This window comes from Funiculus sociatus GB2-C1, from assembly GCF_039962115.1.
Classification (GTDB): domain Bacteria; phylum Cyanobacteriota; class Cyanobacteriia; order Cyanobacteriales; family FACHB-T130; genus Funiculus; species Funiculus sociatus.
This window is the reverse complement of record NZ_JAMPKJ010000029.1, coordinates 45,492-65,292: the sequence shown is the minus strand read 5'-3', so window position 1 is coordinate 65,292 and position 19,801 is coordinate 45,492. Positions and strand designations below refer to the sequence as shown.

Genomic DNA, 19,801 nt, shown 5'->3' with positions numbered 1-19,801 from the left:
AAAAATGTCCGAGGGCTAAAGTCGAGGCTAAGCGAACAAAGCCTGCCTTCGTAAACGCTAACATAAAGCGTTTGCGAAAGCAGGCTTCGTTCTTCTAGCTCCAAGCTTCTATAGCGATTTTATTTGATTTGTAATATGCCAGCCCTTCAGATACCCGACTTCTGTAAGAAGTCGGGTATCTCGCCTTCACGAATCATTTAGGACTGCTATAGCCTGTGGGCTTATATTGGCAAAAATGGGATGCTGCCATTCGATATAACTAGCGAGTTGCCAGCTCTGCTTTTGTTTTTCCTTTTAATTTCCTTTGCCATAAAGGTCATCGTCAAATTTTTTGATGGCTGTAGTGTTGTACGGGGTGGGATATTTACGAATAGGTATATTTTCAAGTCTTGTCCCACATAAGCTACTAAGATCCAGAGTTCTACCATCGGAAGTTCTTAGGTAGCACACTGGCTCATTAACATCATGCTTAATTAGATTTGAGGATGGAGTTTTTTGAGGCTGTGGATTACTAAAAGTTGCTTTATTTGTCAATAAAATTAAAGTAAAAGCTAAAGATGTTGTGATAACAAATGTTTTTAACATAGAGCTGTTTTAGAGAGATGTATTATTTATATTCTAAGTCAATATATTATTTTGAATAGTGCATTATAGAGACGCGATATATCGCGTCTCTAAGTGTAGTTAGAATCTACCTGGGCGGTTGTTTATCTTTAAACGCGCCCAACCATTCTCGAACTTGCCCAGCAGCAATCTCGCGACCGCCTAGACCAAAGGCAAGCGCGATCGCTACAGCAATAGCTCCTAGCAACAAACCAAAAGCTAAATTGACAATATCGCTGGCAATTCCCATCTGTTGCAGCGCCATCGCTGAAACAAGAGCGATAATCGCAATCCGAGCAGCCTGTGCCAGTATCCGTGCTTGGGGATTGCCGGAACTGTTAATTAGGTTAAAGGCTAGATTTGCCAAATACAAACCAATGGCAAATACCACCAAACCAGCCAGAATGCGCCCCAAAATTACGATAATGCCACCCACCAGTGCTGTCAGCGCCGGAATATTCAAGACCTGGACAGCAGCAAGAGTAGCAAACAGCATGATCCCAACCAGCGCCACAATACCGACGATTTCCGACGGTGTGCGGGTGGTAGTAGTCGTTGTTGGTTGCTGAAGTACAGTTGCTTGTCCAGTTGGAGGCGTTTGTCCCTCAACTGCGGGAGGCAGAACCCCGGTTGATCTACGGGTTGAGGGTCTTGGTTGTATTCCCAGCCAGTAGAAAATGTTGTTGAAACCAATACTGGTGAGGATATTGGTAACTAACTCGGAGACAAAGTGTCCAATTACGTAAGCGATCGCTAAAATCAACCCAGCGGTAAAAATTAACGGGATCGCGTTGAGAATCTGCGTCAACATCGCGATCGCTGGAACTGAAATCGCCGCAATTCCCAAAGCATTTAGGGCTGCGATCGCTGTCGGAATCAAAATTAAAACGAAGACAACTGTCCCAATTAGCCAGGAAAGCGACTGCCCACCAGTAGCCCGCGAAATCCCAAACCTAGCACCCAACCTGTCTGCCCCAGCTGCTGCCAACAAATTTGTCACAATTCGCCGCACCACCTGAGCCAGCAACCATCCCGCTGCACCAATAATTACAGCTGTCAGGATATTTGGTATTGCCCCCAGAATCTGATTTAGCAGATTGTTAACTGGGCCGAGTGCCTGCTGTAGCTGTAGGGCATCCAGAACCAGCGGCAGAAACAGCAAGAAGATGAACCAGTACAAGGCGTTGGCGAGGGTGTCGCTGAGAGCATACGGATTTGTCCTGGGAGTCTCCACTGCGGGATCACCCAGATTTGCCCTGCTCGTTCCCCCCACTTGCTCGCCCAAACGTTCATCTATTCGCAGCGCCCGCAGCCCTCGCGTCACTACTAGCTTTGCCAGAGTTGCCAGCAACCAAGCTACCCCCACCAGAATCGCTGCACTTACTAACTTGGGCAGGAACTGGGTCACTTGCTCTAACAAAGTGTTGAGGGGGCCTGCAACCGCTGTTAGCCTCAAGGTCTGTAAAAAGGCAACTATGGCAAAGAGCATAATTAGCCAAAACACCAGACTAGAGACCCATTTCTCCACTGGTGGTGCCTCAGCCCCTTGACGACCAGTCACCCAACTGGCGATGCGATTATCGATGTTGGTGCGGTTCAACAGTCCTCTTACCGCCGCCGCCACAAGCGAAGCTACAATCAAGCCAACCACTAGCGTCAGGATCGCCTTGAGCAGATCCACTAGCGAACTGCCCAGATTCAGGCCAAGATTGGCGAAAATACTATCAAACGAAAACCCTCTGGCTGGTGCTGGTTCATCCACAGGTACTGGTGTAACCTGTGCCAACAATCCATTTAACTTGACTGGCAGATCGAGCCAAAGAGTTTGTGTAATTCCTTGCCAAGTTCCATTCATGGTGTCTTTGGTTAACCTCGGATCAGGCAAATGTACGATAATTTACTACGTTTAGCAGGAATAGCTGAGAATTACCCGATACACTGGTAAATTCTCTGATTGCTGCTTGGTTCGTAAAGAACCATTTAACACAGGATGAGATAGATATAAGTTACCACCAGATGTTATGAATCTATCTTTATAGATAATTAATGCTTAAAAATAGGCAAATTTTCCGCTTTTATGCAATCGCTGTATACTCAAGCGCGATCGCTATACTCATCAAAGAGTAAGCTGTATAATATGGCACATCCCCAAGTATTCGAGCAATCTATCGAAATTAATGCTAGTGCAACTGTGGTTGAACAGTGCATTACTGACAACGCCCTGATGCACCGATGGTTGAATCCAGTTTTGCGTTGCGAACCAGTGGGGGAGTGGCGAACGGATTTAGGAAGTAAATGTCGCTTTATTATTCAAATTCCGGTGTTGCGGTTAGGCTTAAATTGTACAATTGTGGAGCGGAAACCGGGGCTGATAGTCTGGGGATTTGAAGGATATTTTAAAGGACGCGATCGCTGGGAATGTCAACCCGTCTCCCAGAAAACCCTCTTGCTAAATCGCTTTGAGTTTGAAATTCCCAACCCCTTAGTACGCTTTGGCTTTAACACCTTTGCTACTACCTGGACTCAAAAAGATATGCAAGCTCAACTGCAACGCCTCAAACGAGTCGCAGAGGAAATTAAGAATTAAATTAGCTAATAGCTATTAGCCATCACCGCCCAAATGTTTCAGCAGCTGGCGAATCAAAGGCGCATCCTCAGCATTGGGAAGCATTGCCAAATAAATGTTCAAATCCTGGGATGCCTCTGCCCAACGCCCCAATTGATAGTATAAAAGACCGCGATCGCGCAATTCCACTGGTGCATCTGGAAACAACAGCAAAATTCGCTCGACTGTAGAAAGCGCTTTTGGCAAATCCTGGCGGTTCATGTAAATCATTTTCAGATTCGTCAGCATCCGCGTCAAAAAGCGCCGGGAACTCACTGGGGCGATAAAATTCCCTTGTAGCTCCACTGGTTGCTGATAAATTTGGGCAAGTCGCTCTTTGCAATCCTGCTCAAATAGAATCTCGCCGCGATTAAAAGCATCCACGAAAATTCCTACATCCTCAAATTCTGGGCGAATTAAGAAATGTCCCGGCATTCCCACACCCACCATCGGAAAATCTATCCGCCGTGCAATCTCCAGATAAACTAGCGCTAGGGTAAGTGGGATGCCTGTGCGTCGGTCGATGACATCATTTAAAAAGCTGTTGCGCGGATCGTAGTAATCATCTGTATTACCGATAAAACCCAAATCATCGTAGAGATATCGGTTGATAGTTTGGATCGTCCGCATCGGATACCGTTCGGCAGGTAAGCGTTCTTGTACCTCAGCTGCCATAGTATCGAGAGCATTAAGATATTCCTCTAGATCGAGGTCTGGATACTCTTCCTGTGCAATATCCAGGGCGGCTTTTGCCAGATTGATTTGCTCATCTGGCTGATTGATTTCCTGGTAAAAAGATTGACGTGCTGATGAAAAATTCATTATAAATCTGTGATTAACCTTGCTTTTCTCAGGATAAATGTAAGTACAGTTTCTTCTCTAGAAATAATATCTGCTGTAATGTCCATCCCTGGTTGGACGGTATATTGGCGAGCGCCTTTGTTTAATTCTGTTTTTAGAGGCTGAATGGTCACTTCGTAAAAAGGCAAAACGGCCCCAGATGTAGTAGTTTCGTTGCTTTGAGGAGCCGTGGCATCGGGAGCGATCGCACTCACTTTCCCTTTGAGCGTACCGTAATCTGGATAAGGATAGGCACAAACTCGCATCTAGACCTGTTGACCAACCGCAATACGAATATCCTCCGGGAAAACGCGAGCTTTAAGTTTTAACTACTATAGAGGTGTTGCTGGGCGGAATTTTGGCAATCGCTTCAGCTTCCCGCACCACCTGACCCCATTTCCCTGATTGGTAGTGGCACGAGTGGACTCACCTCTGGTCTTTCTTCGCCATTCCAGGTATTAACATTGGCACTTATGTCATTGCATCGGTTTATACTGCCGAAATCAAGAGCGATGCTTTAACTCAGGTAGCGATCGCTTGTTCGTCGTACAAAATGAGTATAAAGTCAATATTTTTTATGGCCATAGCCGTGAATTTGAGTTATGAGTTTTGAGTTAAGATTCAAAATTCAAAATTCAAAAGTAAAAACTTATGAAATATGCCGTCGTCCATGAGTGGTTGACCCCCAAAGCCACCGGAGGATCGGAACTCGTTGTCAGAGAAATCCTCTCTTCACTAGATGCCGACCTCTACGCCCTAATTGACTTTGAATCTACCAATCCCGAAAGTTATTTATTCAAGCGCCCCATAGGTACAACCTTCCTGCAACATTTTCCACAGGCTAGTAGTGGCGTACAAAAATATCTTCCTTTGCTGCCCCTAGCCATTGAACAACTCGACTTACGCAATTATGACGTAATCCTATCCTCATCCCACGCCGTCGCTAAAGGAGTCCTCACCAGTCCGCAACAAATGCACATCTGCTACTGCCACACGCCCATGCGCTACGCATGGGATTTGACCTTTGACTACCTGAATAGTAGCCGACTGGGAGGCGGCGTTCCTGGCATCCTGACGCGGTATCTGCTCCACCAGCTGCGTCAGTGGGACGTAGTTTCAGCCAACCGAGTTGACTACTTTATTGCCAACTCCAAACACACAGCTCGTCGCATCTGGCGCTGCTACCGCCGACCTGCGGAAGTAATTTATCCACCAGTCAATATCGAGCGATTTTCCTTTCAGCCGAAAAAAGAAGATTTTTACCTTACCGTTTCCCGGCTGGTGAGCTACAAGCAAGTATCTTTAATCATCCGATCGTTTAACCAACTAGGACACCCGCTAGTAGTGATTGGTACTGGACCCGAACTTGACAAGATGCGCCAGCTAGCGCAACCAAATGTAAAAGTGTTAGGGCCGCAGCCAGATGACGTTGTTGAGAGGTATATGGCGCAAGCAAAAGCGTTTGTGTATGCAGCCTGTGAAGATTTTGGCATAGCGTTGGTAGAAGCTCAAGCCTGCGGCACTCCAATAATTGCCTACGGTGCTGGCGGGGCGCTAGAAACTGTCTTGGATATTCGGCAACACCCGACCAAGGGAACTGGCTTATTTTTCCCCTCCCAAACAGAAGCGGCTTTGATAGAAGCAGTAGAAACTTTCGAGGCCTCCCAGAAGTCGTTTAATCCTCAGAAGGCTCGGTTAAACGCTGCCCAGTTTGCTGTTCCGGCCTTTCAGGCGTTATACCTAGCCTTTGTGGAGCGCTGTTTACAGGAATTTCAATCATCCTTAGTTCGCAGTTATTAGTCTTTAGTTAGTTACTCTATTGCTAAGGACTAATGACTAATAACTGGTGAGTGGTGACTTAAATTCCACTTCTAAGAACACAATTCGCTGTCTTCAGGTGTCTTGTGGCTTTATGATCGGGACTGTGTGGTGTGATGTGAAGGAGTAAGATGACTGCCGAGAGCCAACTTATCTCCGGCAAGACGTTATTGGCGCTGGTGAAACGAGGGTTTCACCCACTGACGCCGATAGGTAGACAAAGAGGTTTGAGCAAACACCGCGACCTCTCTCTACAACGTCTAGACCGAGATTCCGTTAAACGATGTTTTGATGTTGTGTTTTCGCTATCGGTTTTGATTTTGTTTTCTCCGGTTTACCTGCTGTTGGCCTTGCTGATTGCCCTCAGCTCGCAAGGTCCGATTTTTTATATTCAGGAACGCGTGGGGAAAGACTATAAGCCTTTTAGGTGTATCAAATTCAGAACGATGGTGGTGAATGCAGATGAGCTGTTGGAGCAAATGATTGCAACATCACCGGATCTGCGTGAGGAATTTGAGGACAATTTCAAGCTCAAAGATGACCCTCGGATCACCTGGATTGGTAAATTCCTAAGGGTGACTAGCCTGGATGAGTTCCCCCAGTTCTGGAACGTGCTCACAGGGGACATGAGCGTTGTCGGGCCAAGACCTCTAGTTCCAGAGGAACTGTCAAAATACGGGAATCAAATTGATAAAGTGTTGATGATTCGCCCTGGAATTACCGGATTGTGGCAAGTTTCTGGACGCAACGATATCCCCTATCCCCGCCGAGTGCAGATAGATGTCTATTACGTCAATGCCAGGAATTTCTGGCTGGATCTGTGCGTGGTGATAAAAACGATTGGCATTGTCATATCCCCCAAAGACAATGGTGCCTACTGAAAAATAGCTGACCCGATGTGCAACTTTACAGCTCATACCCCCCCAATTTATGGGGGGCTAGGGGAGATCGAAAGAACAGACCAACTCATGTGTTGCTTCCCCAAAAGAGCTTAAAAAGCGCCCGCAAGACAGGGCGTAGGGAAAGCGATCGCTTTCCCCAAATCTTCGGGCAAGAAAGGGGGCTTATCTTAGTTGCACATGGCGTTAGCTGATTATCAGCAATTTATTAATTTGCTGGTAGTCCTTGCTTTTGACCGCTACAGCTTTTCTCCCTGCCGCAGAAGGGCTGTAGATTTTAGTGTGGGCATTTTTTATATACCAAGTTGCATTCTTATAACTAAAGTTTTCTCCCCTGTGCTGATCTCTTCTCCACCCTAGACCTGGAAAATTCTCAGTCTACCGTCGAAATACGTAAGTTTTATTTTGATTCTGGGCATACTCTACGTATATTCCTGATGTTCTCCGAGAAATTTTGAGTTAACTTAAGTAGTGACTTAGGGATTTCCTCTACTGATAGAGGGATTTTTCACAAAATTGGGTGCTGTTAGCTCTCGTAGATGGCGAGAGAAAATCAAAAGAGAATTTAGAGCTGTTGTCAAGACAATTATTTGGTCAGAGGCTATAGGGAAGATTAAGTATGACGCAACGCAAGATCGCACTAATCACAGGTATTACTGGACAAGACGGTTCCTACTTAAGTGAGTTATTGCTTGAGCAAGGTTATGAGGTTCACGGTATCATCCGCCGGACTTCTACGTTTAACACAGACCGCATAGACCATATGTACGAAGACCCTCACAAAGAGGGCGTGCGGTTGTTTCTGCACTATGGCGACTTAACTGATGGCACCACCCTGCGCCGGATTTTAGAGGAAGTCAAGCCAGTAGAAATTTACAATTTGGGCGCTCAATCTCACGTAAGGGTCAGCTTTGACTCGCCGGAATATACTGTCGATGCGGTGGGAATGGGGACGCTGCGCTTGTTGGAAGCAATTAGAGACTACCAGCAGCGTACCGGGATTGAGGTACGTTTCTATCAGGCGGGTTCTTCTGAGATGTTTGGTAAGGTGCAGGAGGTGCCTCAGAAGGAAACGACACCCTTTTACCCCCGCAGTCCTTATGCTTGTGCCAAGGTTTATGCTCACTGGCAAACGGTAAATTATCGGGAATCTTACGGCTTATTTGCCTGTAACGGGATATTATTTAACCACGAGAGTCCGCGCCGGGGCGAAACGTTTGTAACGCGAAAGATTACCAGAGCGATCGCTCGCATCATTGCCGGAAAACAGAAAAAAATCTACCTGGGTAATCTCGATTCCAAGCGGGACTGGGGCTATGCTAAAGACTACGTAAAAGCAATGTGGCTGATGCTCCAGCAAGAGGAGCCGGATGATTACGTGGTAGCAACCGGAGAAACTTACTCAATTCGCCAATTCCTAGATGTTGCTTTTAATTACGTCAATTTGGATTGGCATGACTATGTAGAGTTTGACGAACGCTACCTGCGTCCAGCAGAAGTGGAGTTACTCATCGGCGATCCGACTAAGGCTCTAGAGAAACTAGGCTGGAAACCTTCTGTTACTTTTGAACAATTAGTTCATTTGATGGTGGAAGGGGATATGCAAGCTTTAGGCTTAACTTCACCTAACGGTAACGGTTCCCACTCCCCTCTGGATATGGCTACGATTCGCCAGGCTGCCGGTAGTATGCACGACTAGAGAGTTAAAAGTTAGGAGCTAGGAGTTATGAGTTATGAGTTTATTCATAACTCATAATTTTTAGCAGATATCCAAAAATTTAGGGGAGGATGGTAAGAAATATGGCTACTTTAGATTTGAGCAATAAACGGATTCTAGTTACGGGTGGGGCTGGTTTTTTGGGGCGTCAGGTGGTGGAACAGCTGAGGTTAGCAGGGGCAGACCTAGAGAAGATTACGATACCGCGATCGCGCGATTATGATTTGCGATCACTTGAAGCTTGCCAACGCGCTGTCGAACACCAGGATGTCGTGATTCACCTCGCAGCCCACGTCGGCGGCATTGGCTTGAATCTGGTAAAACCTGCTGAATTATTCTATGACAACTTGATGATGGGCGCTCAGCTGATTCATGCCGCCTATCAAGCTGGTGTCCAAAAGTTCACCTGTGTTGGCACTATCTGCGCTTATCCCAAGTTTACACCAGTGCCATTCAAAGAAGATGACCTTTGGAATGGCTACCCGGAAGAAACCAACGCCCCCTACGGCGTTGCTAAGAAAGCTTTATTAGTTCAACTCCAATCTTACCGACAGCAGTACGGCTTTAATGGTATTTACCTGTTGCCAGTAAACTTGTACGGCCCAGAAGATAACTTTGACCCCAAGAGTTCCCATGTTATCCCAGCTTTGATTCGCAAGGTACACGAAGCCCAAATTAGAGGAGATAAGCATCTACCTGTATGGGGCGATGGTAGTCCTACCCGCGAGTTTCTCTACTCAACTGATGCTGCTTTGGGTATCGTCATGGGTACGCAGGACTACGATGGTACAGAACCCGTGAACCTGGGAACAGGTTATGAAATTTCCATCAAGGAGTTGGTAGAACTCATTTGCGAACTAATGGGCTATGAGGGTGAAATTGTTTGGGAAACAGATAAGCCCAATGGTCAACCGCGCCGCTGTTTAGATACCGAACGGGCTAGCCGAGAATTTGGCTTCACCGCCAAAGTTGACTTCAAGCAAGGTCTAAAAAATACCATTGAGTGGTATCGACAACACGCAGAGTAAGTCGAAAAAATTTTGAGTGTGAAAAACCCGTTTTGTTTAACAAAACGGGTTTTTGTGTTGACAGTATCCAAAATCTTCTTACCGAGCGCACAGCAAGCCTCCTAGGATAGGGAGACACTAAGATGGAAGCTAGTATAATCTCACAACCAACCTATCCATAGAACTTGTGAACAAAGTTGATAATCAACTAGATAAAGTAGAATTACGGAGATCGCTTCTCAAAATACGGCAATTTATGCCTGTGAGAAAATGGAGAGAAAATAGCGATCGCATCTGCACTTACCTGCAATCCTCGCCTCTATTTACTCAGGCTAAAACTGTCCTCGCTTACTTCAGCTTTCGACAGGAACCAGACCTCAGCCCTTTATTTGTAGATAATCGCAGATGGGGATTTCCCCGATGTGTTGGCGATTCCCTGATGTGGCATATCTGCACACCTGGAGAATCGACGAGCCAGGGAGCTTATGGTATTCTTGAACCGCGCCCAGATGCTCCCATTTTGCAACCAGATGAAGTTGATTTAATTCTTGTACCTTCTGTGGCTTGTGATGTTCGCGGATATCGCTTAGGTTACGGTGGTGGTTATTATGATCGCTTGCTAAGTTCATCTCCGTGGGCGGACAAACCGACTATAGGGATTGCATTTGAATTTGCTTTTTCGCCCAAATTACCTATTGATGAATGGGATAAACCCTTGCATGGCGTTTGTACAGAAACGGGTTTGAGGATAATGCGATGAATCAAATCTCCAAATTTCTGATTTCCGCGCAGAGGACATTGTCCTCTGCGCTCTAACCACCTACCTTTAGCAAGCATTTGGTTAGACCAATACATTCACATAATATGACATAACAATGTTAATTGCAAGTATTTGTAGAAAAATAATTAGCAAATTTTCGGCAGTAAAAGCGCAATAGTTGATAATTTAGAGATGACCATTAATTGGAAATATAAAGTGTAATTGTAGATGAATAATTACCAGGCTAAAAAACCGAAGAACCAAGCTAAGAACTCAAAAATAAGAACTGTGTGGATGTATGGGATCTTGGGAGCGATCGCGGTGATTATGCTTTTCCCTCTGATCTGGCTCATCAGCACATCCCTCAAATCCCCATCAGAAAACATCTTTCAATTTCCACCCCAGTTGGTGCCAAGCCAACCGACATTCCAGAACTTTGTGCAAGTTTGGCAAACAAATCCCTTTGGGCAGTATTTGTTTAACAGTACCCTAATTGCAGTCCTGACAGTGGGCTTAAATTTGCTGTTTTGCTCCCTCGCCGCTTACCCGTTAGCGCGGCTAAATTTTCGGGGACGCGACATGATTTTTGCCGGAGTTGTCTCTACTATCATGATTCCGTTCCAGATAGTGATGATTCCCCTGTATATTTTGACGGTGCAACTGGGTTTAAGAAACACTTATTTGGGCGTTATTTTGCCAAGCGTTGCATCTGCCTTTGGAATTTTTCTACTGCGCCAAGCTTTTCAAGGAGTCCCCAAAGAACTCGAAGAAGCTGCCCGGATGGACGGCTGTTCTGAGTTAGGCTTGTGGTGGCACGTAATGCTTCCAGCAATTCGTCCAGCATTGGTCTGCTTGGCTCTTTTTGTTTTTATTGGTTCTTGGAGTGACTTTCTTTGGCCTTTGATTGTCCTCGATAGGCCAGAATATTACACTCTTCCTTTGGGTGTTGCTAATCTTGCCGGGACATTTTCTCTAGATTGGCGATTAATTGCCGCTGGGAGTGTTATTTCAATTGCGCCAGTACTGCTAGTTTTTCTATTCTTGCAGCGTTACATTGTGGCGACAGATACTGGCAGCGGCGTTAAAGGTTAACGACTTTTTAGAAGCAAGGAGTATTTTTGGGTTTATATGGAATCAACTCCAAGACAGAAACGAATAATTCCAGTCTCTCCTAATCCTCTGCGGTTGATTCTAGCCCTTTAAACGCAGAGGATAAGATCTACCGCTATATTCAGCGGCAGGCGCAACCATTTCCCGCATCCGGTGAACCATCGGCAAAAAATAAATCTGGAGTTTTCCGGAGGAGACTACCTTGCTAATGGAAACAAAGATTAGTAGATGCACCCTGATGTTTGCCCCAGGCGATAAGCCTGGGGTTTTCTTTTTGAGGGTTGAGATTTTGTGGGTGGGTAGGCTTAGATTACAAGAAAAACGAGCTATCGCAGACGCTGAAAAGGCAGGGTAAAGACAGGAAACTATAGAAGGAAGTAGTCCTGTGAAGATTTTGTCATAATCTCCTACCTGTCAGGTTGCAAGTGGGAAAAAAGATTTTGCCAGTCTAGGGAGTCAGCGCTATTTTCTCCCTCTTTCACCTCAAAAGTTACGTTACACGCTTTGGGTTGTTCTAAGGCTTGTATGCACAAATCGGCAATATCTTCTCGGCTCACTTTCCCCCGGATGTTGTCGCCTTGCTCGAAAATTAATTGTTTGCCTCCTGGTTCTTCAGTCAGCGCACAAGGTCTGATAATTGTGTAAGGGATTCCACTTTCTCTAACGCTATCTTCTCCGCGCAATTTCCAAGTTAAAATTCCTCCGAGTTGCTCGTTCATTCTCACCGCTGGCGGTTCTTCTTCTAAATTAATTCCAGGGCGGCCAGGACGAGTTACACCTGCTGAACTGATCATGATAAATTGAGGTAAAGTTTCACCACCGTAAGCTTTGATGGATTCTACTTGTAAGGCAAAGCCACCGGGAGAAAATTTGGGATTTAGCCCACCATCGTATTCAAACTTGCTCAACATGAATTGAAATGAGCAAATTTTACTGGAATTGATTGGCTCTCCATCTGTCAAAGTTTTGGCACGGAATACAGGAATTAAGTCCGCGAAAGGTACGCAAACATTAATCCAAGTATTTGCTACGGTATCGAAGGAATGGCTATAGGCAACTCCATCCCATTTAGCTTCTGTACGGAGAAAGAATTTATATCGTTTTCCGTCGCCTCTGACGCGCAATTCTATACCTTCGTAACCAGCTAAATCAATCGGTGACTCGAAGTTTTTCGTGCGAATTGAAGCAAAGCCGCCGGAGTTTTCGGTTGACACGTTTCCAGCAAATAGTACAGTGTTTTCAACCAGTTGGATACCACTCTGACTCACGCCACCCATAACAACATCATCCACTGCACCCCAAGTATTTTTGATGTCATCCGATGGGTTGGTAAAATCAAATATCCGTTTTTCGTCAGCTCCTCCTTTATTATGGGAGGAAAATTGCTCAGAGACGGCTTGTACTAGGTTTTTAATGCCTTGATAGTCTACAATTTCGGGCTTGTCCACGACTTCAGGCATATAAAATTTAATACCTTGATAATACTTAGCTCGATCTGGCGTGTCGCCTTCGACTGGCTGCACTTTGACACCCGTACAACAGACAATGGCTGTTACGTTTTGCATCATTGCGGAAGTGAGAGTTTCTGGGATGGTGATGTCTCCCTCGAACAGTTCCACATTGTCGCCAAGTATTTCCTTTGCTCTATGGGCATCTCTGACAAGCGATCGCACTCTATAACCCCGCTCAACCAGTCGTCGCACTACTCGCTTACCGACTCCGCCTGTCGCCCCTGCTACCAGTATCACTCCCACGCGCTTTTCTCCAGTAGGTCTGTCCTTATTATCCTTGGCACGACCTTGAAATAACCGCTGTAGACAACTGAGGAAAGGGATAACCTCGAAATAGGCAAGGGTTTGCAAAAATCTGCCAAAATCCCATTTAGAGCGATTGTTTTGATTTGACATTTTATTCTCAAATGCACATATATCTTTTTGATAACAGATAAGATTGAGGCATGGAGCAGGAAGATCGAGAAATAACCGCAGATATAAACCTATTAATATTGGACATGGATGGTACTGTGAGGCAACCGCTCTCAGGTAATAAGTTTATCCAGCGTCCGCGCGATCAACAGATTATCGAAGGTGTTGAGAATGCGATCGCATATTTCGCCGCTACTGGTTGAAAAATTGTCGGCGTGACAAATCAAGCTGGTGTCGCCAGTGGCAAAAAATCCCTCCAAAGTTGCATCAAAGAACAGCAGTACACGCTGGAATTATTGCCAGAAATCGAAGAAATTTATTTCTCTCCAGATTTTGATGGTAAAAAGTGTTTCTGCGTAACGAAAAACCAAGTTCTTAATTACAGCAAGCATCCCGAGTCTGGAAATTTTGGTTCTTCATTACTTGGTATGCCAAACTATTAGTTTAAAGGGCTGAAAAGCCTGGAATAGAAACCTTTGGGGCTTCTTAGCGCCTCTACCGCCAAAAACAATTTAAAATAATGCCCAAAACTCCTGCTAAGTAACAATTTTGGGCATCGCAGGAGGCAGATTAGCATATTAGGTACGGAAGAGCCGAAATTTTCGCAAACCAAACCCAGGAATGCTAAATTTGGTTATCCAAAAATATTCGCCTGTCTCAGTTTTAATGGTAGGCGATCGCAGTGAAGACCGAGAAGCAGCTGCAAAAGCAGGCGTAAAATTTCAGCAAGCCCAAAGCTGGCGACAAACCTATGGCGATGCTGATCTTTGAACTGGCAGGTGATAGATGCGATCGCTATCAGCTAGACTTATTATCGGATGCTTGCTGTACTTGCTCCACAGTCAAACCTAATACGCCTGCTATTTGTTCCACACTCAACCCCAATGCCAACAACCCAGGCACGGATTCTAACTTACCCTCTATTTTGCCTTCTTCCAAGCCTTCCTGCTTGATGGATTGATACATCCTTGTCTGCCTGAATTCGTCGTCTATTTCCAACATCTGCGCCAACTCCTCGCGGCTTAGCCGGGTAAATTTGTACAACAAAATAGTCTCTATTAATTCTAAAATTTTTCGCCTAGTTGCTTCATCCGCAAGTTCCTCACGCGCTTGCAAAATCAACTCTCTGCCTCGGTTAATTGCTGTAGCTTCGCTTTCCACAATTAACTGCACAACTGCAATTTCCAGAGAGCTTTCTGCTGCGTCCCCCAACTCATTCAAATACACGCGCTGTACTTGCGTACTCTCTAGTAGCAACCGATACGGTTCTTCGTCGTCTGTCTCTATACTTCGAGTAGGATAGATAACGACGGCACGCCAAAAGTTAACAGATTCATTTTGACGCAGGTAAAGGAAGATTTCTGCAAAGAAGCGTCTGTAAAAAGTTGAATCTTGTTGAAACTGGACTTCTACAAAGTAAACTGGTTGAACAGGAGCTTCTAGATTTGAGACGAACACCCCATCAATCCTAAAAGCTGTTTCTTTGAGTTCAACCGAGGTGAACTGATAGGCAGCGGCATCTGCACTTGTATCGCCAATTAGTTCAAAAAAGATGCTAGGAAATTCCTGAAATAGGCTATAAAATATTTTATCAGTTCGCACAAGTTAAATTATTAAATAATCGCTAGAATTATTGAATTTTACCAGTTAAGTATAAAATATAATTCTTTTCATTTTTGGTTCAGCACCATATTAATTTTAAAATTGCATCGCGGCACTTGATAGTAGTTACAGAAAAGGGTAATTGGCACTCCGGGGGTAGCGATCGCTATCTTACTGAGGCAAAATGTCAGTAAGATCATTCGTTGCAAACCATGCTTCAGTTTCAACCTCTCGGCTTTGAACAAAAAGTTATCGAAACCTCGCTGGGATCAATGGTTTACTACAGCGCACTAGACCAACCTTGGTCCTTATCCCGACAAGGTGCAGATTTGCCGCCGTTAATCTTCCTGCATGGCTTTGGTGGAGGATCGTCTGCTTATGAGTGGTCGAAGGTGTACCCAGCTTTTGCTACCACTTACCGCGTGTTAGCTCCGGATTTGATAGGCTGGGGTCAGTCGGCTCATCCAGTTCGAGATTACCAAGTTGCAGACTATCTCAAGACGCTAACTGAGTTTCTGGAAAAGATTTCTATCTCGACGGGAGAGCAAGGCTTTGCGCCGCTACAGGTGGTAGCTTCTTCTCTGACCGCTGCTATTACTATTCGCCTTGCTATTCAACGCCCGGATTTATTTAAGACACTGTTTTTGGTTTGTCCGTCTGGGTTTGCCGACTTTGGGCAAGATGCGGGGCGCAGACTACCCCTTCAGGTAATTGGCACCCCCATATTAGATAAGTTGATTTATACGCTTGGGGCGACGAATGAAGTGTCGGTGAGGAACTTTTTGGAACGGTTTCTCTTTGCCAAGCCAGAGCGAGTTTCTCAAGATATGGTAGAGGCTTTTTTGGCATCAGCGCAACAGCCGAATGCAGAATATGGGGCATTAGCATTTTTGCGGGGCGACCTTTATTTTGACCTGTCGCTATATATTCAACAGCTGACAGTTCCCACTTACGTTCTTTGGGGAGAGGAAGCGCAATTTACTAAGCTTCGACTGGGGCGGCGTTTAGCTGGGCTAAATAAACAAGCAATTTCCGTGTTTCAACCAGTTCCGGGAACAGGAGTTCTACCGCATTTAGAGCAGCCAGAGTTAGTAATTGGATTATTACAACATTATCTGTCAGCAACTAATGGCTAATAGTAAATAACCTTTTCTAGCAATTAGCCAATAGTCTTAGCTATTAGCTATTTCAAACTGATGCCTGACAACTTTTCTCTGAATTAACCACTAATTTAGGATAAGCAATGCGTTGGTGATTGTACTGTTGCCAGACTTGCACGAAGACTTGGGCAATGCAGGTTAAATCTTCTCGCGTTAGCCCAGAATCTACTAACTGGTTATCTTGCCAACGGGCGCGGAGGATTTTGTTAATCATCGCTAGCGCTTGTTCCGGTGTGGCTTCTTTGAGACTTCGCAACGCCGCTTCGCAGGAATCCGCCAACATCATCACCCCAGTTTCTCGCGACTGGGGAATTGGGCCGTCATAGCGGAAATCCTCCTCCCGCACAACTTTACTGGGGTCTTTTTCGGCGATTTGCTGCGCTTGGTGATAAAAATAGGCAATCAGCATTGTTCCCTGATGCTCCGGGATAAACGCCCGAATCGCTTTTGGTAAACGACACCGCCGCGCCATCACCTCACCTTCGGTAACGTGCTTTTTGATAATTGCTGCACTTTTCCAGGGGTCATTAATCTCATCGTGCTTATTTGGCCCACCCATCTGATTCTCAATAAATCCTAATGAGTCGTGCATTTTGCCGATATCGTGGTAGAGTGTACCCGCTCTGACGAGTTCCACGTTACAACCGAGTTTCCGGGCTGCCGCTTCTGCCAACGTAGCCACGAACAGGGTATGTTGAAAGGTTCCGGGAGCTTCAGCAGCTAATCGTTTCAGCAGGGGACGGTTGGGGTTAGCAAGTTCTGCCAGACGAATCGGTGTAACCAGGTCAAAGACGTGTTCAAGATAGGGACTAAGACCAAGGGCTACAATACTCCAAGCTAAACCGGAAAGACCGCATAAAGCAGCTTCTTGGAGGACGGTGTACCAAATTGAACCAGCAGCTGCACTGAAGATAAGATTTACCACTAGGTAGACAGTGCTTTGAGTTAATCCTACGCCAACACCTACAAAAGCCAATTCTTCGCGCGATCGCATTCTCCCAGCCAACAGGCTTACTACTATCCCACCCGCAATACCAGCCAGCAAATAATCCCAGCCGATTTTCAGGCTAATTGGTAATACGGCACTCAGCAGCCCCACAACCGTGATGCCCAAGGCCGAACCGTAAAAGCTGCCCACCAGTAAACCAACAGCTGCCAAGTTCGTGTAGCGAATACCCAAACTCACCAGCACTGGCGTACTCAAAGTTAGCAGCAACACCAGCAGGTGATCTCGTTGCCGCATTTTCCGGTGAAATCGGCGTTCCACCAGCCAGAAAGTACCAACAGCACCAGAGATGAGAATCCCAAACCCCAGCACACCAGGCAAACTGATGCCCCGGCGACTCAATTTGAAATAATCTAACAGCACAAAATCTGCTTGAGAAATTACTTCACCAGCTCGGACAATCGCCTCGCCTTTGTGCACCATCACCATTTGCGGTTTTACAGCTTGTGCTGCTTGTTCTGCGAATAATTTCGTTTGTTCTTGATCTTCGGTTAAGTTAGGTCGCAGCGCCCAAAGCAACAACTGGTTGGCTACAGGCTCAGCTTCGATGGGAACCAACGAACGCAGATGGACTTTCAGCGCCTCCTGTAAGATACTGTCAGGTAAGCCTGGAGGAATGCCTTGGGTAAGAATGCGTTCGGCAGCTTGCAGGATTCCCGTTTGGGTTTTTTGCCAGACATCATTTGATAAGTCAAGCAGGGAAACATCGTAGCGACTTCTGGCTTTGTCTGTTTCTGAGAGCGCAGCTAAAGCCTTGTCGTAGCGATCGCGTGCTTGGGTAATTGTATCAATCAGGATGGAAAACTGTTCCGGGCTAGCCGTCTTATAGTAGGCTCGGAGTTCAACCGCAGCTGGTGCTGTAGAAGCATTTAATTGCTTATCGGCATCAGGCAATGACCCCAACTGAGATTGGTTAACATCCATATCGGTGTTAACTGCTGCCAGCACACCCCGCCACTCCCATTCCGGACATTTACGGAGGGCAATCTGCGTGGGATATGACAATACATTAGCCGGAACTAAAGGAAAAAACCCGGCGATTTGTCGAAGGTCGTCCGCGGTGCGAAGCGATCGCTCCAGATCCTCGTACACTTGTTGAGTGACATCTTGATTTACCATCAAGATTGGTACAGCACCTGTGCGAGCAGCTTTGCGTTTTTCTTCCGTAGTTTTGAAATCCTCAATGCTGGCATCATAGGGAGCGCGGATGGTTTGAGGAGCTGTCTTGCCGACATCCAGCTTCGGAGCATTGTAAAAGCGTTGTCCCATCGTCCCCGTGAGAGACACCACTGCCAGCATCCAAACGAACTTGGGACGGTTTCCTCGCCTACGAAGTGTAGAATCAATACCTAGCCGCAAGCCTCGCGCCGATCCATCTGCTGCTCGACGAGATGAGCGGGATGGAAAAAGATTGCGAATAGGCTGGTTCGTTCGCCGCCATTGATCAAGCTGATGTGTCAATGACTGAAGCGTCTTCATAGTATGGTTATGACTGCCGTTTCAGGCGACAGGCGTGGTGAGAGGGAGCTAACTTTGCTTGGGTTCAAGGCATCTAACAGCAATCTTTACCTCTAGGCGGCACCCGATTGTTGGCTTCTTCCTACCTTACAGAACTCCGATGGGAATGCCTAGCCCCCTGTGGGGAAATAATCTTATCAGATTTGATTTCCTTTTACCAACTATAATCTTGGCATCTATTCTTGGGACTAAAAAAAGTTAACGTGGCTGAATTACGCGCGGAGCTGCCACAGCGCTACTTAGAGACGCAAAATTTTGTGTCTCTACATCTGTAGAAGGATCATAAACACCAGACCAAACGCCAAAGAGGCGGTCGGATAGTTGCAGCAATTGGGCTATTGACGTGATTCCCCAATGCTGTTTACAAGGTAGCCGCCATCCCACAGGAATGCCCCCTGTAGTGTTATACGCTCCAGACATTGCACCGACTAAACCGCAGGTAATCTGGGTTTGATAGCCGCTACGAGCCGCACGGGCGACACTCAGTCGAAAATCTTCTAAGGTACTAAGGAAGCAGTAAAAGGCTAAGGCAATTGGGGTACTATTTGGCTGAGCATCCCGACACAGTTGGGTTACAGCCATCTCTAAGCCAGCACCCTGCTCTAATAATATTTGAACTGCACCCAGTTGTTCCACCAGAGGTGTCTGGGAATTTTCTAGAAAGTCGAGGGTTTTGGGAATTAATGTGGCGGGATTCAATTTTTCTCTGAGAGATTGCGCGATCGCATATCCCACCGCCAACACCGCATCCTGCAATTCTGGCTCGTCTGAAAAAACGCTGGCAACTTGTTGCAAGTTTTGCCGCAGTTTCGCTTTATACTCGTGGGAAAATAACACGACAGTTAACGTCGAAATAATTGCTTCTGTAGAGACGGGATTCATCGCCTCTGGTTCCAAAAATTCCCTTTTGAGGCGATACCAATCTTCTAAATCTAATCTAGATTGCTTAATTAAGCTTTCTGCACCCAAAACCGCGATTTTGCCCCAGCCAGAAGAATGCTGCGGCTGTTTTTTGCCTTTATAGGCGTAATTTTCCCCAATTGCAGCCCCCAATAAGGTGGCGCGAAATCGACTTAAAAGTGAGTAGCGCATGATTTCTATGGTAGACTACGCAGCCAATCCATAAAAGCCTAAAGCTTGCCGTTTACTCATGGAACGCGGCGGCTGGATTTATCTTTTTCCAGCCTTTCCCGCAAATAAGGCATCTAGCGCCCAGTCCTCGCTATCCAAG

18 protein-coding genes and 1 pseudogene are annotated in these 19,801 nt (G+C 46.0%); 11 read left to right on the top strand and 8 right to left on the bottom strand.

Going from position 1 to position 19,801, the window contains the following annotated elements; genetic code table 11:
* Positions 1–294 precede the first annotated feature (294 nt).
* Together NDI42_RS15210 and NDI42_RS15205 are read right to left on the bottom strand one after the other, a co-directional pair.
* On the bottom strand, positions 295–585 hold the full coding sequence (locus NDI42_RS15210) for a hypothetical protein (protein ID WP_190455158.1): 291 nt from the start codon (positions 583–585) through the stop codon (positions 295–297).
* Positions 586–691: 106 nt separating this feature from the next.
* Positions 692–2,458 (bottom strand): mechanosensitive ion channel, encoded by a 1,767-nt coding sequence (locus tag NDI42_RS15205; protein WP_190455157.1) that lies wholly within the window; start codon positions 2,456–2,458, stop codon positions 692–694.
* Positions 2,459–2,740: 282 nt separating this feature from the next.
* On the opposite strand from NDI42_RS15205, the gene NDI42_RS15200 reads away from it, so the two are divergent.
* Positions 2,741–3,190 carry an SRPBCC family protein gene (locus NDI42_RS15200; RefSeq protein ID WP_190455177.1) on the top strand — a complete coding sequence of 150 codons (450 nt, stop codon included), beginning with the start codon at positions 2,741–2,743 and terminating at the stop codon, positions 3,188–3,190.
* 15 nt (positions 3,191–3,205) lie between these two features.
* Here the strand turns inward: NDI42_RS15200 and NDI42_RS15195 are convergent, their stop codons facing one another.
* Positions 3,206–4,030, bottom strand: a complete 825-nt coding sequence (locus tag NDI42_RS15195; RefSeq protein WP_190424154.1) for a SirB1 family protein — start codon at positions 4,028–4,030, stop codon at positions 3,206–3,208.
* Positions 4,030–4,314 (bottom strand): beta-barrel domain-containing protein, encoded by a 285-nt coding sequence (locus tag NDI42_RS15190; protein WP_190455155.1) that lies wholly within the window; start codon positions 4,312–4,314, stop codon positions 4,030–4,032. Before NDI42_RS15190 ends, NDI42_RS15195 begins: the two co-directional genes overlap by 1 nt.
* 385 nt (positions 4,315–4,699) lie before the next feature.
* Between NDI42_RS15190 and NDI42_RS15185 the strand changes: the two genes are divergently transcribed.
* From NDI42_RS15185 to NDI42_RS15160, 6 genes are all read left to right on the top strand, one after another.
* Positions 4,700–5,848 carry a glycosyltransferase gene (locus tag NDI42_RS15185; RefSeq protein ID WP_190455152.1) on the top strand — a complete coding sequence of 383 codons (1,149 nt, stop codon included), beginning with the start codon at positions 4,700–4,702 and terminating at the stop codon, positions 5,846–5,848.
* 149 nt (positions 5,849–5,997) lie between these two features.
* Positions 5,998–6,747, top strand: a complete 750-nt coding sequence (locus NDI42_RS15180; protein ID WP_190455148.1) for an undecaprenyl-phosphate galactose phosphotransferase family protein — start codon at positions 5,998–6,000, stop codon at positions 6,745–6,747.
* 637 nt (positions 6,748–7,384) lie between these two features.
* Entirely contained in the window at positions 7,385–8,464 is a 1,080-nt protein-coding gene (gmd, locus tag NDI42_RS15175) for a GDP-mannose 4,6-dehydratase (RefSeq protein WP_190455145.1), read from the top strand.
* A gap of 101 nt (positions 8,465–8,565) precedes the next feature.
* Complete coding sequence (locus tag NDI42_RS15170; protein WP_190455142.1) at positions 8,566–9,510, top strand: GDP-L-fucose synthase family protein; 945 nt, start codon at positions 8,566–8,568, stop codon at positions 9,508–9,510.
* A 166-nt stretch (positions 9,511–9,676) separates the two neighbouring features.
* Positions 9,677–10,249: a 5-formyltetrahydrofolate cyclo-ligase gene (locus NDI42_RS15165; RefSeq protein WP_190455140.1), complete on the top strand. Its 573-nt coding sequence runs from the start codon at positions 9,677–9,679 to the stop codon at positions 10,247–10,249.
* Positions 10,250–10,477: 228 nt separating this feature from the next.
* Positions 10,478–11,341, top strand: coding sequence for an ABC transporter permease subunit (locus NDI42_RS15160; RefSeq protein WP_190455137.1), 864 nt, complete (start codon positions 10,478–10,480; stop codon positions 11,339–11,341).
* A gap of 425 nt (positions 11,342–11,766) precedes the next feature.
* On the opposite strand, the gene NDI42_RS15155 is transcribed toward NDI42_RS15160, so the two are convergent.
* Positions 11,767–13,266 carry a CIA30 family protein gene (locus tag NDI42_RS15155; protein WP_190455135.1) on the bottom strand — a complete coding sequence of 500 codons (1,500 nt, stop codon included), beginning with the start codon at positions 13,264–13,266 and terminating at the stop codon, positions 11,767–11,769.
* A 50-nt stretch (positions 13,267–13,316) separates the two neighbouring features.
* Between NDI42_RS15155 and NDI42_RS15150 the strand changes: the two genes are divergently transcribed.
* The 3 genes and pseudogenes from NDI42_RS15150 to NDI42_RS15140 form a co-directional block, all read left to right on the top strand.
* On the top strand, positions 13,317–13,487 hold the full coding sequence (locus tag NDI42_RS15150; RefSeq protein ID WP_190455132.1) for a hypothetical protein: 171 nt from the start codon (positions 13,317–13,319) through the stop codon (positions 13,485–13,487).
* Between the two features lie 12 nt (positions 13,488–13,499).
* A complete protein-coding gene (locus NDI42_RS15145; protein ID WP_190455130.1) occupies positions 13,500–13,727 on the top strand; it encodes an HAD family hydrolase in 228 nt (75 codons plus the stop codon).
* 163 nt (positions 13,728–13,890) lie between these two features.
* Positions 13,891–14,055, top strand: a pseudogene (locus tag NDI42_RS15140) (HAD family hydrolase); the annotation flags it as partial.
* Positions 14,056–14,082: 27 nt separating this feature from the next.
* On the opposite strand, the gene NDI42_RS15135 reads toward NDI42_RS15140, so the two are convergent.
* Positions 14,083–14,886 carry an Rpn family recombination-promoting nuclease/putative transposase gene (locus NDI42_RS15135; protein WP_190455124.1) on the bottom strand — a complete coding sequence of 268 codons (804 nt, stop codon included), beginning with the start codon at positions 14,884–14,886 and terminating at the stop codon, positions 14,083–14,085.
* Positions 14,887–15,098: 212 nt separating this feature from the next.
* Here NDI42_RS15135 and NDI42_RS15130 point away from each other — a divergent pair, with 212 nt between their 5' ends.
* The gene (locus NDI42_RS15130; protein ID WP_190455121.1) at positions 15,099–16,022 is read left to right on the top strand and encodes an alpha/beta fold hydrolase; all 924 of its coding nucleotides are present in this window, start codon (positions 15,099–15,101) and stop codon (positions 16,020–16,022) included.
* A 52-nt stretch (positions 16,023–16,074) separates the two neighbouring features.
* Here NDI42_RS15130 and NDI42_RS15125 read toward each other — a convergent pair whose 3' ends face one another.
* Together NDI42_RS15125 and NDI42_RS15120 are read right to left on the bottom strand one after the other, a co-directional pair.
* Entirely contained in the window at positions 16,075–18,513 is a 2,439-nt protein-coding gene (locus NDI42_RS15125; protein WP_199311145.1) for an HD family phosphohydrolase, read from the bottom strand.
* 255 nt (positions 18,514–18,768) lie between these two features.
* Positions 18,769–19,662: an ADP-ribosylglycohydrolase family protein gene (locus NDI42_RS15120; RefSeq protein WP_190455115.1), complete on the bottom strand. Its 894-nt coding sequence runs from the start codon at positions 19,660–19,662 to the stop codon at positions 18,769–18,771.
* Positions 19,663–19,801 lie beyond the last annotated feature (139 nt).

What these genes read in the sequence shown, in the direction of transcription:
- NDI42_RS15210 (WP_190455158.1), bottom strand. Translation starts at nt 585, where the DNA reads ATGTTAAAAACATTTGTTATCACAACATCTTTAGCTTTTACTTTAATT.
- NDI42_RS15205 (WP_190455157.1), bottom strand. Translation starts at nt 2,458, where the DNA reads ATGAATGGAACTTGGCAAGGAATTACACAAACTCTTTGGCTCGATCTG.
- NDI42_RS15200 (WP_190455177.1), top strand. Translation starts at nt 2,741, where the DNA reads ATGGCACATCCCCAAGTATTCGAGCAATCTATCGAAATTAATGCTAGT.
- NDI42_RS15195 (WP_190424154.1), bottom strand. Translation starts at nt 4,030, where the DNA reads ATGAATTTTTCATCAGCACGTCAATCTTTTTACCAGGAAATCAATCAG.
- NDI42_RS15190 (WP_190455155.1), bottom strand. Translation starts at nt 4,314, where the DNA reads ATGCGAGTTTGTGCCTATCCTTATCCAGATTACGGTACGCTCAAAGGG.
- NDI42_RS15185 (WP_190455152.1), top strand. Translation starts at nt 4,700, where the DNA reads ATGAAATATGCCGTCGTCCATGAGTGGTTGACCCCCAAAGCCACCGGA.
- NDI42_RS15180 (WP_190455148.1), top strand. Translation starts at nt 5,998, where the DNA reads ATGACTGCCGAGAGCCAACTTATCTCCGGCAAGACGTTATTGGCGCTG.
- gmd (WP_190455145.1), top strand. Translation starts at nt 7,385, where the DNA reads ATGACGCAACGCAAGATCGCACTAATCACAGGTATTACTGGACAAGAC.
- NDI42_RS15170 (WP_190455142.1), top strand. Translation starts at nt 8,566, where the DNA reads ATGGCTACTTTAGATTTGAGCAATAAACGGATTCTAGTTACGGGTGGG.
- NDI42_RS15160 (WP_190455137.1), top strand. Translation starts at nt 10,478, where the DNA reads ATGAATAATTACCAGGCTAAAAAACCGAAGAACCAAGCTAAGAACTCA.
- NDI42_RS15155 (WP_190455135.1), bottom strand. Translation starts at nt 13,266, where the DNA reads ATGTCAAATCAAAACAATCGCTCTAAATGGGATTTTGGCAGATTTTTG.
- NDI42_RS15150 (WP_190455132.1), top strand. Translation starts at nt 13,317, where the DNA reads ATGGAGCAGGAAGATCGAGAAATAACCGCAGATATAAACCTATTAATA.
- NDI42_RS15130 (WP_190455121.1), top strand. Translation starts at nt 15,099, where the DNA reads ATGCTTCAGTTTCAACCTCTCGGCTTTGAACAAAAAGTTATCGAAACC.
- NDI42_RS15120 (WP_190455115.1), bottom strand. Translation starts at nt 19,662, where the DNA reads ATGCGCTACTCACTTTTAAGTCGATTTCGCGCCACCTTATTGGGGGCT.